A 14,022-nucleotide genomic window follows, 5' to 3' on the forward strand; every position below is an offset into this window, starting at 1 on the left:
ATGTGTCGGTGACGATCATGACGGAACGGCCGGTCGACCGGGCAGCGAGCAGTGACCGGGCGCCGAGCAGTGAACCCGAGCAGCCCGGCAACGCCACGGCGAAGCACCACAACGTCTCGCTGCTGTCCGTGGCGACGACGACCGCCGAACGCGTGACGACCTCTGCGGACATCGAAGCGCGGCTGCGCGGCGTGCTCCGCCGCCTCCGTCTGCCGATGGGACTGCTCGAGCGGGTCGCCGGTGTGATCGAGCGCCGCAATTGGGGCGAGGGCCAGACCTTCCAGGACGCCGCCATCGACGCCGGCCGTCGGGCCATGGCCGAGGCAGGGGTGCGTCCGGACGAGATCGGGCTGCTGATCAACACCTCGGTGACCCGTCCGCACCTCGAGCCGTCGGTCGCCGTGCGCCTGCACCACGGGCTCGGTCTGCCGTCGTCCGCGATCAACTTCGACATCGCGAACGCCTGCCTGGGGTTCGTCAACGCCATGAGCGTCGCCGCGGGCATGATCGACTCCGGCCAGATCAAGTACGCGCTCGTCGTCGACGGCGAGGACGCCGACCAGGTGCAGCTCAACACCATCGACCGCCTGAACCAGGGTGGTCGGAACCGCAAGGACTTCATGAGCGAGTTCGCGAGCCTGACCCTCGGGTCCGGTGCCGCGGCCGCCGTGCTCGGCCCGGCGGACCTGCACCCCGAGGGGCACCGGATCGTCGGCGGCGTCACCCGCGCGGCGACCCAGTGGTACGACCTGTGCGTCGGCAGCGTGGACGGCATGTTCACGGACGCCAAGATGCTGCTCAAGGGCGGCATGGAGCTCGTCGTCGCGGCCTGGACCGAGGCCCGTGCCCACTTCGACTGGGCCGACATGGACCGCTACGTCCTGCACCAGGTCTCCGACGTGCACACCAACGCGTTCGTCGAGGCAATCGGCATCCCGCGCGACAAGGTCCCCACCACCTACCAGCGCTTCGGCAACGTCGGCCCGGCGTCGATCCCGATCACCCTGGCCGACGAGGTCGAGTCCGGCGGCATCCGCCGCGGTGACCGCGTGTTCCTGGGTGGCGTCGGTTCCGGCATCAACACGGCGATGATGGAACTCCACTGGTGAGGTCCCGGCTGCCCCGCGTCGCCGCGAGCATGGCTCCGGCGACGCAGCCGCCCTTCCTGCCCGGACTCGACCCGGCCTGGTCACGCCTGGTCACGGTGCCGGAATGGTCCGAGAACCGTTCGGGAGGCACGGATCGCGCCGCGCGCACCTGGCACCTCCTCGACACAGCCGGGTCCCTGGCGGCGCTCGGCGTGGAACCGGTCGGCACCATCCTGTGCGTGCACGGCAACCCCACGTGGTCGTACCTGTGGCGGTCGGTGCTCCGCACCTCGCTCGAGGTCGCCCAGGCCGGTGGCCCGGCCTGGCGCGTGGTCGCCGTCGACCAGCTCGACATGGGCTTCTCGGAGCGCACCGGGGTGGAACGGGGGCTGCCGCAGCGCGTCGCGGACCTCGGTGCCCTGACCGACGAACTCGGGCTGACCGGCCCGGTCGTCACCCTCGGCCACGACTGGGGCGGAGTCGTGTCGCTCGGATGGGCGGTCGACCACCCCGACGTCCTGGCTGCCGTGATGACGTGCAACACCGCCGTGCACCAGCCCGACGACGTCCCGATCCCGGCGCCGCTGCGGCTCGCCCTGGGGCCGGGGCTGCTCGGCCGTGCGACCGTCGTGACGCCTGCGTTCCTCGAGACGACGCTCGGCATCGCGCACCCGAAGCTCGACCGTGCCGTGGCCGACGGCTACCGTGCCCCCTACCGCGGTGCCGCGCGTCGTGGCGGGATCGGCGGCTTCGTGGCGGACATCCCCGTCGACGCCCGGCACCGGAGTGCACCCGAGCTCGACCGGATCGCTGCCGGGGTCGCTGCGCTCGAGGTCCCGGCGCTGCTGCTGTGGGGTCCGCGCGACCCGGTGTTCCTGGAGCGCTACCTCGACGACCTGTCCGAGCGGCTGCCACACGCCGACGTCCACCGCTTCGAGGGTGCTGGCCACCTGCTGCCCGACGACGCCGACGTGGCGGGCGCGGTGTTCGACTGGATCGGCGACCGTCTGCCGGGCGGACACGTGCCTGCTCCAGCCGAGAAGGGCCTCCCGGTCGACGTCGACCAGTCGACCGACGTGAGCCGCCCGCTCGGCGCCGCGCTCGAGGACCTGCGCGACAGCGACGAACCCGCCCTCGTCGAGATGGCCGCGGCCGGCGGTCCCCGCACGATCACGTGGCGCCTGCTCGCCCGTCGGGTGGACGAGATCGCCGCCGGGCTGGACGACCTCGGTGTCCGGAGCGGTGACCGTGTCTCGCTCCTCGTCACCCCGGGAGCCGACCTGACGGCCGTCCTGTACGCCTGCGTGCGGATCGGCGCGGTCGTCGTGGTGGCCGATGCCGGACTGGGGCTGCGCGGTCTGACCCGTGCGGTCCGCGGAGCCCGGCCCGACTGGATCATCGGCGCGCTGCCCGGACTCGGAGCCGCTCGTGCACTCGGCTGGCCGGGTCGGCGCATCGCGACCGTCCCGCTGCCCGCACCCGCACGGCGTGCGCTGCGCGTCGAGCACACGCTCGTCGACGTCGCCCGGCGGGGTGCCCGTCGGCTCGCGCACGGTTCCGTGCTGCCCACGGTGCCGGCGTCCGATGCTCCGGCCGCGATCCTGTTCACGTCCGGTTCGACCGGCCCGGCGAAGGGCGTCGTCTACACGCACGGACAGCTCGGTGCCGTCCGCGACGTCCTGGCGGCCCAGTACGACATCGGTGTCGGCACCGGCCTCGTCGCGGGCTTCGCACCCTTCGCGCTGCTCGGCCCGGCCCTCGGGGCCCGGTCGGTGGCGCCGGACATGGACGTCACCGCGCCCCGGACCCTGACGGCGCGCGCCGTCGCGGCCTCGGTGGCCGCTGCCGACGCGACCGTCGTGTTCCTGTCGCCGGCGGCGCTGGCGAACGTCGTGGCGACGGCATCGGTGCTGACCGACGCCGACCGTGCGGCACTCGCGCGCGTCCGGTTGTTCCTGTCGGCGGGCGCCCCGGTGTCGGCCGCGCTGCTGACCGCGGCGACCGAGCTGATGCCGAACGCGAGTGCGCACACCCCCTACGGCATGACCGAGGGGCTGCTCATGACCGACGTCGACCTGGACGGCGTCCGTTCGGCGGCGGCCTCGGACGACGAGGGCATCTGCGTCGGGCTCCCGGCGGCGAACGTGCGGGTGCGGATCGCGCCGCTCGACGCCGCGGGTGCAGCGACCGGTGGGCTGACCGACGCGGCGGGCGTCACCGGCGAGATCGTCGTCGTGGCACCACACGTGCGCGACCACTACGACCGGCTCTGGCGGACGAACCGCGTCGCGCGGCTCGGCGTCGAGGACCCGCGCGGACACCGCACCGGTGACGTCGGACACCTGGACGCGTCCGGGCGCCTCTGGGTCGAGGGGCGGATGCAGCACGTGCTCACCACCCCGGACGGTGTCGTCACCCCGGTCGGACCGGAGCAGCGCATCGAGGGCGTACCCGGAGTCGGCCGTGCCGGCGTCGCAGGGATCGGCCCGCGCGGGACGCAGCAGGTCGTGGCCGTCGTCGAGACCACCGGCGGGCGACGTGTCCGACGGCCTGCCCTGGCTCCGCCGGCGTTGGCAGCTTCGGTCCGTGCCGCGGCCGGGGTCCCGCTCGCAGCGGTGCTGACCGTGCCCGTGCTGCCGACCGACATCCGGCACAACTCGAAGGTCGACCGCGCCCGGCTGTCCCGCTGGGCGACCGCGGTGCTGTCGGGTGGACGGATGGCCCGCCCGTGACGGTCCTGGTCACCGGCGCCAGCGGGTTCCTCGGACAGGCGACCGCCGCAGCCGTGCGGGACGCCGGACACGAGGTCCGCACGTTCCAGCGACGGCCGTCCGGGGCCGCGGGCGTGCAGGACGTCGCCGGTTCGATGACCGATGCCGCCGCGGTGGCACGCGCGGTCGACGGGGTCGACGCCGTCGTGCACCTCGCCGCGAAGGTCTCCCTGGCGGGTGACCCGGCCGACTTCGTCCGTGTGAACGTCGACGGCACCCGAGCACTCGTCGACGCCGCACGCCGTGCCGGCGCCCGGCGGTTCGTGTTCGTCTCGTCGCCGTCGGTCGCGCACACCGGATCGTCGCTCGTCGGCGCCGGAGCCGGTGTCGCCGAACCCGATCGTGCTCGTGGCGACTACGCCCGCACGAAGGCCGCGGCCGAACTCCTCGCGCTCGACGCCGACGCTCCTGGGTTCGCCGTCGTCGCCGTCCGGCCGCACCTGGTGTGGGGGCCGGGGGACACGCAGCTGATCGGCCGGATCGTCGAGCGGGCACGGGCCGGGCGCCTGCCGCTGCTCGACTCCGGTGCCGCCCTGATCGACACCCTGTACGTCGACAACGCCGCGTCGGCCATGGTCGCGGCGCTCGAGCACGCGGCCGACGACGACGTGCACGGCAACGCCTACGTCGTCACGAACGGCGAACCCCGGCCCGTCGCGGACCTGCTCGCCGGGATCTGCGCGGCCTCGGGTGTGCCTGCACCGCGGTGGCACGTGCCGGCTGTCGTGGCCCGGGCCGCGGGGTCGCTCGTCGAGGCCGTGTGGCGGGTGCGTCCGGGGCAGGACGAGCCGCCGATGACGCGGTTCCTCGCAGAGCAGCTGTCGACGGCGCACTGGTTCGACCAACGCCGCACCCGAGCCGACCTGCAGTGGTCCCCGTCGGTGTCGATCGACGAGGGTCTCGCGCGCTTGGCGGCGGCTCAGGCCTCGTCGGCCGCCACGTAGACCCAGGCGGACAGACCCGAGGTGAGCTCGACCCGGATGCGCTGGTAGTCAGCGACCTCGTAGTCGTCGACCGCGCCGAGCTGCCACTCGTGGCCGAGGGTCAGGGCGACACCTTCGACGACGTCGTCCGGTGCACCCCGGCGGAGGATCGGGTGCAGGTCCGAGCCGCTCGTCCGGACCACCTCGGGGTCGGTGATCGCCACCCAGTCGAGCCGCCACCCGGGCAGCGTGTCCGGGGTGGTCGGGACGTGGCCGCCGAACAGCGACTCCTGCACGAGCGGCTGCCGCAGCGTGCCGTACGAGAACACCCGGTGAGTCGCACCGGCGCCCGGTGTGGGGCGCTCAGCGGGGCCAGGAGCGATGGCCGGGGTCGAGGTCCAGACGAGCGCACCGGCCAGGCCGGTCAAGCCGAGGTGCAGCAGGCCGATGATGCCGAGGGCGCTGCCCCAGAAAATGCCGGAATCGTCGCCGAGGCAGCGCTCCTGCGGCCAGACGTCTCCGTCCGAGAGGCACCCGTACCGGTTCGTGACGCCGACGACCAGACCGATGATGCCGACGACGAGACAGACGAGCGCGAACGCGCCGAGACCGATGACCCAGCGCTGGCCGGGGGAGAGACGCTTCACGTCGCGAGGGTAGCGGACGCGGGGCCCGGATCACGCGCGCCGATCGGCGCAGGTGATCCGGGCCTCCAGGTCGTCAGCTGTGCCGCTTGGCGGCCTTGGCGATCTTCTTGCCCAGCTTCTTGCGGGCCTTGCGGGCGTGCGGGTCGTTCCAGGCCCTGCGGACGGTCTCGCCCTTGGACGTCTTGATGACCGGGCGGTTCGCGCGGGAGCCGAACCAGAACCCGATCAGGACGATCAGGCCGATGACGATGATGCGGTTGCGCATGGTGGGACTCCTTGGTCGGTGGTGCAGGTGCCGGCGGATCAGCCGGTGAAGCGTTGCCAGAGCTCGGTGACGATCGGCCACACGTCGCCAGCACGGTCGGCGGACCCGACGGCCACCAGCACCACGGGGACGATCGTGACGGCGATGCTCACCAGGACGGCGAGCACGACCGAGATCGTCGCCGTCGTGGTGTGCCGACGAGTGAGGGCCATGGCGAGGAGCGCCAGCACGACGACCAGCCCGAGGACCGCGACGACCGTGACCCGCACGAACGGGAACGGCACGAGGCCGGCGGTGGTGGCGGTGACGCCGCCGAGGAACCCGACCAGGGGCAGGAACGCCCCGAGCAGGACCCCGGCGACCAGGACCACGCCGATGCCACCGGCGATCCACACACCGCGCGGCCGGGGCCGACGGGTGCGGGGCCGACGACCGCCGGACCAGGCGGTGGTCACGGTCGGTCCGCGGTCGGGGCGGCCGGCTGGTCGCCGTCGCGGGCGGCTGCCCGCGCTGCCTCGCTGGCGTCGGCTGCGGCGTCGGCGGCGTCCTGCGCGGCGTCCTCGGCGGAGTCGGCGGCACGCACCGCTGCGTCGGCAGCCGTCTCGGAGGCGACGACGGGGGTGGCAGCGTCCTCGTCGACGACGGCCGCACGTGCGCTGCTGGCCGCGTCGCGCGCGGTGTCAGCGGCGTCTCGGGCACCCTCGGATGCACGGTCGAGCGCGTCGGACGCGGCTTCGTGCACGCGGCCGGCGGTGGCGGTCGTCGCGTCCACGGCCTGTTCGGCGGCGTCCGCGGTGACGTCGGCCGCACGCTTCGTGGCATCCGCGGCCTGGTCAGCGGCCTGCTTGGTGACCTCAGCGGTGGCCGAGGCAGCACGCTTGGCGGTGTCGACCGTCGCGTCGGCGGCACGCTTGGTGGCGTCTGCGGTGACCTCGGCCGCCTGCTTCGTGACGTCGGCGGTGGCGTCGGCGGCACGCTTGGTCGCCTCGGCCGTCGCGTCGGCCGCCTGCTTCGTGGCGTCGACGGTCGCCGTCGCCACGCGCTTCGTGGTCTCGCTCGTCGCCTTGGCGGCATCCTGCACGGCATCGCCGACGGCGGTGGCCGCACGCTCGACGGGCGAGGGCTCGTCGTCGAACGGCCCGTGCACGTCGAGGACGCGGACGTCCACGGTCGTCGGCGCGGATGCGACCTGGCCGGCTGCTGCAGCGACCTGTCGTTTCACCTCGTCGGCGACCTCGCGGACGTTCTGCGGGTAGGTCACGATGACGGAGACCTGCACCGCGAAGGTGCCGTCCTCGTCGTCGACCTGCACACCGGCGGTCCCGGCGGAGCGGCCGAGCCGCTTCCGCACTTCGTCGGCGGCTCGGGACACGGTCCCGCCGAGGTGGTGCACGCCGGGCACGCCGAGCGCCGTCTCCGCCGCGGTTCGCGCGATGAGCATCGCGGGGGTCGCGTCGTCGGGCAGCGGCTCCGTCAGTTCTGCGGGCAGGGCCACCTCGGTGACCTGCGTGTGCGCATGGGGGTCGTGCTGCATGGTTCCTCCTCGTTCGGGTCCGCGGAACGCATCGGGGCACTCGACGTCGCGAGTGCCCCGACACGCATCGAGCGTCCTAGTTCTTGAAGACGTCCTTGACGTCCTCGCCGGTCTTCTTGACGCTCGCGGAGGCCTGGTCCTTCTGGCCCTCGGCGACCTTGGAGTCGTCGTTCTGGGCCTTGCCCACGGCTTCCTTCGCCTTGCCGGCGAGGTCCTGAGCAGCGTTCTTGATCTTGTCGTCGAGTCCCATGACGGGTCCTTTCATCGGTCGGGCGTTCGCCCGGTGGTGGGTGTTGCGTGGGTCTTCGGTGGGCCGGGAGGCCCGGGGTTGCGTCCGGCTGACGGGTGTCAGTGGACGCGGGTCGACTTCGCGAGCGCCGAACGGGTCCCACCGGTGAGGTGGACCAGGACGGGCACCTGGCGGCCGAGCGTGCGGTCGAGGACCGCGACGGCGCGGTCGACGGCGTCGAGCACCGAGACGGCGTCCCCGCCGCGGCGGACCGCGACGCGGATGCGAGCGGCACGCTGCTTGCGCACCAGGTAGGTGTCAACGCGGGAGCCGACGACGTCGCGGACCCCGGCGAGCTCGTGCTCGACGACGTCGCGGACGAGTGCGACGTTCACCGTGACGGCGTCCTCGCCCGAGCGCTCGCGGACGGCGACGGACGTACCGCCCCCGCCGCGGGTGAACACCCAGACCAGGGCGAGCACGATGACGACGGCGCAGGCGACGGCGACGATCCAGAGCGAGGACGCGGGGACGTCCAGGTTGCTCGGCAGATCGACGTACGGCTTGATCGCGTCCTGCACGGCGGGCAGCACACCCGCGCCGATCGTGAGACCGACGACGACGGCGACGAGGCCGAGGACGAAGAGGATGATCCGGTTCATGGTCCGGTTGCTCTTGGTCATGCGAGGGTCCCCTTCTCGTCGACGCGGACGCGGATGTTGTGGCCGAACCGCTCGTCGAGACCACTGAGGCGGTCGCGGACGGCTGCCTGCACGGCCTGCTCGTCCACCGGGATGCCGGTGACGGGCACGATCCGGACGTCGGTGCGGCGACCGCGGGCGGTGGCCGAGGCGTTGCCCTCTGGGACCCCCGCGGCCGTCCCGGCGGCGTTGGCCGCTGTCGAGGCGACGATGCGGGTGTCGATGACGACGGCGCCACGGTCGTGCTGGACGACGGAACGGTGCTGGCGACCCGGCTTCAGGGCCAGGACGATCAGCACGATGCCCAGGACCACGAGCACGACGGCGATGACCTCGGCGATCGTGACGAACGCGGCGTCGGGCTGCAGTGCGGCGTCGACGGCGGTCTGCGGGTCGGCGAGGAGCGGAGGCCGCCCGATCGCCCGCAGGACCGACTCCGTGCCGATCCACGCGGCGACCAGTGCGAGGACCACCAGCGCCACCGCCACTGCGGTCGAGCGGGAGCGGTGCACGCTCCGACGACGGATGCGTCGTTCGACGGAACCGTTGCTCATGATGGTCTCCTACCGGGTTCGGGACTCGCGCTCGCGCACGATCCCGGTGAGTTCGATGTGGGCACTGCCGACGCGGCGGCCGGTGAGTTCGCTCACGCGGCGCTTGACCTCGTCGGCGACCTGGGCCGAACGGGCGACGAGGTCGTCGCCCGCGGCGATCGGGCCGGTGACGTCGAGGGCCATTGCTCCGGCCGCGTCTCCGAGACCGACCCTGACCCGCTTGGCGGGGGCGCCGAGCCGTTCGGCTGCGACGGCCCGCGCCAGCGAGGTCAGTGCACGAGCGGTGATCTCGACGCGGCCCGGGACGACGTCCGGGCCGGCGTTCACCGGGAGCTCCGGCGCCCGGTGAGCACGTCGGTCAGGGCGCCACGGTCGATCTTGCCGGTGGCGAGGGCGGCCACGAGGGCCCCGATCGCACCGAAGACGATGACCAGGACGAAGCCCCAGAACCCGAACTGCAGTGCGACGACTGCGAGGACGGCGCCGATGAGGGCACCGATCAGTGTGTTGCTCATGCGACTCGCGCTTCCTTCTTCTCGTCGTTCTCGTTGTCGTCGTCGTCGCCCGGGATGAAGACGTCCTGGACGGTCACGTTGACCTCGGCGACCTCCATGCCGACGATCTGCTCGAGGGCACGAGCGACGCTGCTGCGGACGCCGTCGGCGACCTGCTGGAGCGACACCGGGTACTCGGCGACGATGACGATGTCCGCGGCGACCTGCTTCTCGCCGACCTCGACCTTGACGCCCTGACCGAAGTCGCGCTGGCCGATCGCGTCGCGGAGGGCGCCGATCGCACGGGCAGCGCCGCCGCCGAGCGAGTGCACGCCGTTGACCTCGCGCGCCGCGATGCCGGCGACCTTCGACACGACGGTGTCGTCGATGACGGTCTTGCCGGTGACGCCGCCGTTCGAGCCGGCGTGCGAGGTGGCACGGGCCGCAGCGGTGGTTGCCGGGGTGGTGGTGATGGAGTCAGCCATGGTTCGTTCCTTCCGAGTGACCCGCCGGGCGTTCCCAGCGGTTGCTGTTCACGGATGAGACGGGCTGCACCAGAGATTCGTCACACATGACTTTCCGGATTCGGCAGAAATCCAGGAATCCGCGGAAACACGGGGATGTGGCTGTACCCCCTGGCCGTCCGCTCAGGCGGTTTCGCGTGTTCCGTCCGCCGCGTTGCGTTCTGCAGCGGTGCGGATCGCCCGGGCACACGCCATCGGGGACTCGCCGCGCTCGGCCCGGAAGAGCTGCTGCAGGCGTCGCGGCAGGACCCCGGCGGCGTCGGCGATGTCCTGCAGGGAGAGGCCCTCGTCGGCGTGCTGCTCGATGAACGCCACCGCGCGGCGGACGCGCCACGATGACCGACCGCTGTCGGGGCGTGCGGACAGCGACGTGCGGAGCGTGGCAGCGGGGTCCTCGCCGAACCGCTCGCGGTAGGCGGTGGCGAACCGGCCCGGGTTGGTGAAGCCCCACCGACGCGCGACCACGGCGACCCCGTCGGCACCGGGGGCCCGGTCGTCGCCCGCGCGCAGGAGTTCGCTCCGGGCACGGTCGAGCCGGTGCTCGCGCAGGAACCGGTGCGGCGTGGAGTCGAGGGTGCGGGCGAACACGTCCTGCAGTCCCCGCTGGCTGAGTCCGCACGCCGCGGCGATGTCCGACACCGCCGGACGTTCGGCCGCGTGCTGTTCGACGTAGCGGATCGCGTCGCGCAGGCGGTTCGCGACGGGGACGTCGTCGCCGCGGTTGCGGATCGGGAAGGTGTCGAGCACGACGATCGCCAGTCGACGGTTCAGCGCCGTCCGCATCGGACCGACCACGCGGTCGTCCACGAGTGCCGGGCCGAGCTCCCCGATCAGGTGGCGCAGCGGCTCGCGGCGGGCGATGACCTCGTCCTGCTGCTCGAACAGCAGCGGGCCGTCCGGCAGTCGGTAGCCGAGGTCGCGCCCGACGGTCCGCAGGAACGAGTCCGCGATGTGCACCCCGTTGTAGACGGTGCCGTCGGACTCGAAGCGGTACGCCTCGGACGCACTCGCGATGTACGGGCTGCCCGGCTCGACCACGCGCGTGCGGTCGGGGAAGTGCATCTCGAGCCGGCCCCTGGTGAGCCAGAAGACGACGTGGTCCTCCCGCGCCCCGATGACCCCGCCCCGTCGACCGCCCTCGGCGCGCATGGTCCGCAGCGTCAGGTCGTCGTCGCCCACCACGGTGTACTCGTAGCGGGCGTCGTCGGTCGCGTACGTCTCCGAGGCGAAGTCGGACCCGTGGTACTCCGCCTCGAAGATGTCCGAGTAGTCGGAGCCGTCGCCGTCGGCGAACCGCAGTCTGCGGAAGCCGTTCGTCGCCGGATCGGTCATGGTCGAAATCATGACATCGACGGCACGGCGAGGTGAATACCCTCGTTCGTGTCCGCGCGTCCATGGGAGGGAATACCCTAGGGGGGTACCGTATTGAGGACCGTGGAGGCCACCATGCACGAACACGTCGGGTACATCGGCGACAAGGACGACCTGCTCAAGCGGCTCCGTCGCGCCGAGGGCCAGGTACGCGGCATCGCCCGCATGGTCGAGGACGAGACGTACTGCATCGACGTCCTCACCCAGATCTCGGCGGCGAACCGGGCGCTCGAACGCGTGGCGCTGTCGCTGCTCGAGGACCACCTCAAGCACTGCGTCGCCGAGGCGGTCGCCGAGGGTGGCGACGCCGCGGACGAGAAGGTCCGCGAAGCCAGTCAGGCCATCGCCCGGCTCGTGCGCTCGTGACCGCCGCCCGCACCCGAACCACAGGAGGAGACACCGTGACCACCGAACTGCTGCTCGTCGAGGGCATGACCTGCGAGCACTGCGTGCTGAGCGTGACCGAGGAACTCACCGAACTCGAGGGGGTGTCCGACGTCGCCGTCGCGCTCGTCCCCGGCGGTGCCTCGTCGGTGACCGTCACCTCGGACGCACCCGTCGACGCCGATGCGCTCCGCGGCGCGGTCGCCGAGGCGGGGTACGAGGTCGTGCCGTCGTGACGGACGGCATCGTCGAGCTCGACATCACGGGCATGACCTGCGCCTCGTGCGCGAACCGCATCGAACGGAAGCTCGGCAAGCTCCCCGGGGTCTCCGCCACCGTCAACTACGCCACCGAGAAGGCACAGGTGCAGGTCGCCGCGGACGGCCCCGCCGACCCCGCTGCCCTCATCGCCGCTGTCGAGTCCGCGGGCTACGGTGCGACCGTCCCCGCGCCGCCGGCCGACACGACGGCGCCGGACGACGACGCCGACGACCCGGCCGGAGCGCTGCGCCGACGACTCGTCGTGTCGACGGTCCTGGCCGTGCCGGTCGTCCTGCTCTCGATGGTGCCGGTCCTGCAGTTCCCGAACTGGCAGTGGCTCGCCCTGACGCTCGCCGCGCCCGTCGCGGTGTGGGGCGCGCTCCCGTTCCACCGTGCCGCGTGGGTGAACGCCCGACACGGTGCCGCGACCATGGACACCCTGGTCAGCGTGGGTGTGCTGGCGGCCTTCGGCTGGTCCCTCTACGCGCTCTTCTTCGGCGACGCCGGCACCACCGGCATGCACATGACGTTCTCGTGGATCGCGACCGACCCCGAGGCGACCGACCTGTACCTCGAGGTCGCCGCGGCCGTCACGGTGTTCATCCTGGCCGGCCGGTACATGGAGGCCCGCGCCAAGAAGCAGTCCGGGGCGGCACTCCGCGCCCTGCTCGAACTCGGCGCGAAGGAGGCCACGGTGCTGCGCGACGGCGTCGAGCAGCGTGTGCCCGCGTCGGCGCTCGTCGTCGGGGACGTCGTCGTCGTGCGGCCGGGGGAGCGGATCCCCAGCGACGGCCTCGTGCAGGACGGGTCCTCGGCCGTCGACTGCAGCATGGTCACCGGTGAATCCGTCCCCGTCGAGGTCGGACCGGGCGATCGGGTGACCGGCGCGACGATCAACGTCGGCGGCCGGCTCGTGGTCGCCGTCACCCGCGTCGGCGCCGACACCGAGCTCGCCCGGATGGGACGGCTCGTCGAGGACGCGCAGACCGGCAAGGTCGACGTCCAACGCCTGGCCGACCGGGTCTCCGGCGTCTTCGTGCCGATCGTCATCGGGCTCGCCGTGCTGGCGTTCGTCGGCTGGCTCGTACTCGGCGGCTCGGTCACGGCGGCGTTCACCGCGGCCGTCGCCACGCTCATCATCGCCTGCCCGTGCGCCCTCGGACTCGCGACGCCGACCGCACTGCTCGTCGGCACCGGCCGCGGGTCCCAGCTCGGCATCCTGATCGGCGGCCCGCAGGTGCTCGAACGGACCCGTGGCGTCGACACCATCGTGCTCGACAAGACCGGCACCGTCACCACCGGCGAGATGACCCTTCGCGCCGTGACCTCGACGGACGCGACCCTCGACGCGGACGCCGTGCTCCGGCTCGCCGCCGCCGTCGAGCACGGATCGGAACACCCCGTGGCACGTGCGGTCGTACGGGCCGCGACGGCCCGCCAACTCGACGTCCCGACCGCAGAACAGTTCGACTCCACCCCCGGCGCTGGCGTGCAGGCCGTCGTGGACGGCGACGTCGTGCTCGTCGGCGGGACCCGCTGGCTCGCAGCGTCCTGGGCCGTCGTCGTGCCCGACGAGGCCTCGGCCGCGGTCACCGCCGCCGAGGCCGACGGGGGCACCGCGGTCGTCGTCGCGCGGAACGGCCGCGTGCTGGGCGTCGTGGTCGTCGGCGACACCGTGAAGCCCGAGGCAGCCGACGCGGTCGCGCGCTTCGTGGCGCTCGGCCTGCACCCCGTCCTGCTCACCGGCGACAACGACGGCGCCGCACGCGCCGTCGCCGCACAGGTCGGCATCGACGAAGTGCACGCCCGCGCGACCCCGGCCGGCAAGCTCGACGCCGTCCGGGCCATGCAGGCCCAGGGACGGAGCGTGGCCATGGTCGGTGACGGCGTCAACGACGCTGCCGCGCTCGCCGCGGCCGACCTCGGCATCGCGATGGGGGCCGGCACCGACGCCGCGATCGCGGCCAGTGACATCACGGTCGTGAGCGGTCGGCTCACCGTCGTCGCCGACGCCGTCCGGCTGTCGCGGGCCACGCTCGGCATCATCAAGGGCAACCTGTTCTGGGCGTTCGCGTACAACGTGGCGGCGATCCCGCTCGCGATGGCGGGGCTGCTGAACCCGGTGCTCGCCGGCGCCGCCATGGCGTTCTCGTCGGTGTTCGTCGTGACGAACAGCCTGCGCCTGCGGCGTTTCGCACCCCGGCCCTGAGGCCGGCCACCCGCCGGACGTGACGCGCGCAGCGAACGCACCCCGTGCCTCCCGTCCGGCGGTGCGC

Annotated in this window: 17 protein-coding genes; 6 read left to right on the forward strand and 11 right to left on the reverse strand. The window is 72.9% G+C overall.

The features are described from left to right. The first annotated feature begins 2 nt into the window (after window positions 1-2). From EDF33_RS08675 to EDF33_RS08685, 3 genes are read left to right on the forward strand one after another with little or no spacing between them, the layout of a single operon-like run. The gene (locus EDF33_RS08675; protein WP_111084764.1) at window positions 3-1,109 is read left to right on the forward strand and encodes a 3-oxoacyl-ACP synthase III; all 1,107 of its coding nucleotides are present in this window, start codon (window positions 3-5) and stop codon (window positions 1,107-1,109) included. A gap of 29 nt (window positions 1,110-1,138) precedes the next feature. Then, complete coding sequence (locus tag EDF33_RS08680) at window positions 1,139-3,820, forward strand: alpha/beta fold hydrolase (RefSeq protein WP_165918804.1); 2,682 nt, start codon at window positions 1,139-1,141, stop codon at window positions 3,818-3,820. Then, on the forward strand, window positions 3,817-4,803 hold the full coding sequence (locus EDF33_RS08685) for an NAD-dependent epimerase/dehydratase family protein (protein ID WP_132099825.1): 987 nt from the start codon (window positions 3,817-3,819) through the stop codon (window positions 4,801-4,803). Before EDF33_RS08680 ends, EDF33_RS08685 begins: the two co-directional genes overlap by 4 nt. Here the strand turns inward: EDF33_RS08685 and EDF33_RS20510 are convergent. The 11 genes from EDF33_RS20510 to EDF33_RS08740 form a co-directional block, all read right to left on the reverse strand. Continuing rightward, window positions 4,779-5,429, reverse strand: a complete 651-nt coding sequence (locus EDF33_RS20510) for a gamma-glutamylcyclotransferase family protein (RefSeq protein ID WP_243692412.1) — start codon at window positions 5,427-5,429, stop codon at window positions 4,779-4,781. The genes EDF33_RS08685 and EDF33_RS20510 overlap by 25 nt on opposite strands. Window positions 5,430-5,502: 73 nt before the next feature. After that, on the reverse strand, window positions 5,503-5,694 hold the full coding sequence (locus EDF33_RS08695) for a hypothetical protein (protein ID WP_123939323.1): 192 nt from the start codon (window positions 5,692-5,694) through the stop codon (window positions 5,503-5,505). 38 nt (window positions 5,695-5,732) lie between these two features. After that, on the reverse strand, window positions 5,733-6,149 hold the full coding sequence (locus tag EDF33_RS08700) for an MFS transporter permease (RefSeq protein ID WP_131921429.1): 417 nt from the start codon (window positions 6,147-6,149) through the stop codon (window positions 5,733-5,735). Beyond that, window positions 6,146-7,228 carry an Asp23/Gls24 family envelope stress response protein gene (locus tag EDF33_RS20685; protein ID WP_132099826.1) on the reverse strand — a complete coding sequence of 361 codons (1,083 nt, stop codon included), beginning with the start codon at window positions 7,226-7,228 and terminating at the stop codon, window positions 6,146-6,148. Before EDF33_RS20685 ends, EDF33_RS08700 begins: the two co-directional genes overlap by 4 nt. 76 nt (window positions 7,229-7,304) lie before the next feature. After that, window positions 7,305-7,478, reverse strand: coding sequence for a CsbD family protein (locus tag EDF33_RS08710; protein WP_123291762.1), 174 nt, complete (start codon window positions 7,476-7,478; stop codon window positions 7,305-7,307). A gap of 98 nt (window positions 7,479-7,576) precedes the next feature. Beyond that, window positions 7,577-8,140, reverse strand: a complete 564-nt coding sequence (locus EDF33_RS08715) for a hypothetical protein (protein ID WP_111084758.1) — start codon at window positions 8,138-8,140, stop codon at window positions 7,577-7,579. After that, complete coding sequence (locus EDF33_RS08720; protein ID WP_132099827.1) at window positions 8,137-8,712, reverse strand: DUF6286 domain-containing protein; 576 nt, start codon at window positions 8,710-8,712, stop codon at window positions 8,137-8,139. The genes EDF33_RS08715 and EDF33_RS08720 overlap by 4 nt, the downstream gene beginning before the upstream one ends. Window positions 8,713-8,721: 9 nt before the next feature. Next, on the reverse strand, window positions 8,722-9,039 hold the full coding sequence (locus EDF33_RS08725; RefSeq protein WP_123291765.1) for a hypothetical protein: 318 nt from the start codon (window positions 9,037-9,039) through the stop codon (window positions 8,722-8,724). After that, window positions 9,036-9,227 carry a DUF2273 domain-containing protein gene (locus tag EDF33_RS08730; protein WP_123291766.1) on the reverse strand — a complete coding sequence of 64 codons (192 nt, stop codon included), beginning with the start codon at window positions 9,225-9,227 and terminating at the stop codon, window positions 9,036-9,038. Before EDF33_RS08730 ends, EDF33_RS08725 begins: the two co-directional genes overlap by 4 nt. Further along, complete coding sequence (locus tag EDF33_RS08735; protein WP_123291767.1) at window positions 9,224-9,691, reverse strand: Asp23/Gls24 family envelope stress response protein; 468 nt, start codon at window positions 9,689-9,691, stop codon at window positions 9,224-9,226. Before EDF33_RS08735 ends, EDF33_RS08730 begins: the two co-directional genes overlap by 4 nt. Before the next feature lie 162 nt (window positions 9,692-9,853). Further along, window positions 9,854-11,062 carry a helix-turn-helix domain-containing protein gene (locus EDF33_RS08740; protein WP_165918763.1) on the reverse strand — a complete coding sequence of 403 codons (1,209 nt, stop codon included), beginning with the start codon at window positions 11,060-11,062 and terminating at the stop codon, window positions 9,854-9,856. 114 nt (window positions 11,063-11,176) lie between these two features. Here EDF33_RS08740 and EDF33_RS08745 point away from each other — a divergent pair, with 114 nt between their 5' ends. The 3 genes from EDF33_RS08745 (at window position 11,177) to EDF33_RS08755 (ending at window position 13,955) form a co-directional block, all read left to right on the forward strand. Continuing rightward, the gene (locus EDF33_RS08745; protein WP_111084793.1) at window positions 11,177-11,467 is read left to right on the forward strand and encodes a metal-sensitive transcriptional regulator; all 291 of its coding nucleotides are present in this window, start codon (window positions 11,177-11,179) and stop codon (window positions 11,465-11,467) included. A 65-nt stretch (window positions 11,468-11,532) separates the two neighbouring features. After that, a complete protein-coding gene (locus EDF33_RS08750) occupies window positions 11,533-11,721 on the forward strand; it encodes a heavy metal-associated domain-containing protein (RefSeq protein WP_123292282.1) in 189 nt (62 codons plus the stop codon). Next, complete coding sequence (locus EDF33_RS08755) at window positions 11,718-13,955, forward strand: heavy metal translocating P-type ATPase (RefSeq protein WP_132099828.1); 2,238 nt, start codon at window positions 11,718-11,720, stop codon at window positions 13,953-13,955. The genes EDF33_RS08750 and EDF33_RS08755 overlap by 4 nt, the downstream gene beginning before the upstream one ends. Window positions 13,956-14,022: the final 67 nt, after the last annotated feature.

The sequence above is a fragment of the Curtobacterium sp. PhB146 genome (assembly GCF_004342995.1).
GTDB lineage: Bacteria > Actinomycetota > Actinomycetes > Actinomycetales > Microbacteriaceae > Curtobacterium.

Bases quoted from the DNA above. Each gene is read 5' to 3' on its own strand.
- EDF33_RS08695 (WP_123939323.1), bottom strand. From the start codon at position 5,694: ATGCGCAACCGCATCATCGTCATCGGCCTGATCGTCCTGATCGGGTTC.
- EDF33_RS08680 (WP_165918804.1), top strand. From the start codon at position 1,139: ATGGCTCCGGCGACGCAGCCGCCCTTCCTGCCCGGACTCGACCCGGCC.
- EDF33_RS08745 (WP_111084793.1), top strand. From the start codon at position 11,177: ATGCACGAACACGTCGGGTACATCGGCGACAAGGACGACCTGCTCAAG.
- EDF33_RS08715 (WP_111084758.1), bottom strand. From the start codon at position 8,140: ATGACCAAGAGCAACCGGACCATGAACCGGATCATCCTCTTCGTCCTC.
- EDF33_RS08710 (WP_123291762.1), bottom strand. From the start codon at position 7,478: ATGGGACTCGACGACAAGATCAAGAACGCTGCTCAGGACCTCGCCGGC.
- EDF33_RS20685 (WP_132099826.1), bottom strand. From the start codon at position 7,228: ATGCAGCACGACCCCCATGCGCACACGCAGGTCACCGAGGTGGCCCTG.
- EDF33_RS08735 (WP_123291767.1), bottom strand. From the start codon at position 9,691: ATGGCTGACTCCATCACCACCACCCCGGCAACCACCGCTGCGGCCCGT.
- EDF33_RS08730 (WP_123291766.1), bottom strand. From the start codon at position 9,227: ATGAGCAACACACTGATCGGTGCCCTCATCGGCGCCGTCCTCGCAGTC.
- EDF33_RS08720 (WP_132099827.1), bottom strand. From the start codon at position 8,712: ATGAGCAACGGTTCCGTCGAACGACGCATCCGTCGTCGGAGCGTGCAC.
- EDF33_RS08740 (WP_165918763.1), bottom strand. From the start codon at position 11,062: ATGACCGATCCGGCGACGAACGGCTTCCGCAGACTGCGGTTCGCCGAC.
- EDF33_RS08750 (WP_123292282.1), top strand. From the start codon at position 11,533: ATGACCTGCGAGCACTGCGTGCTGAGCGTGACCGAGGAACTCACCGAA.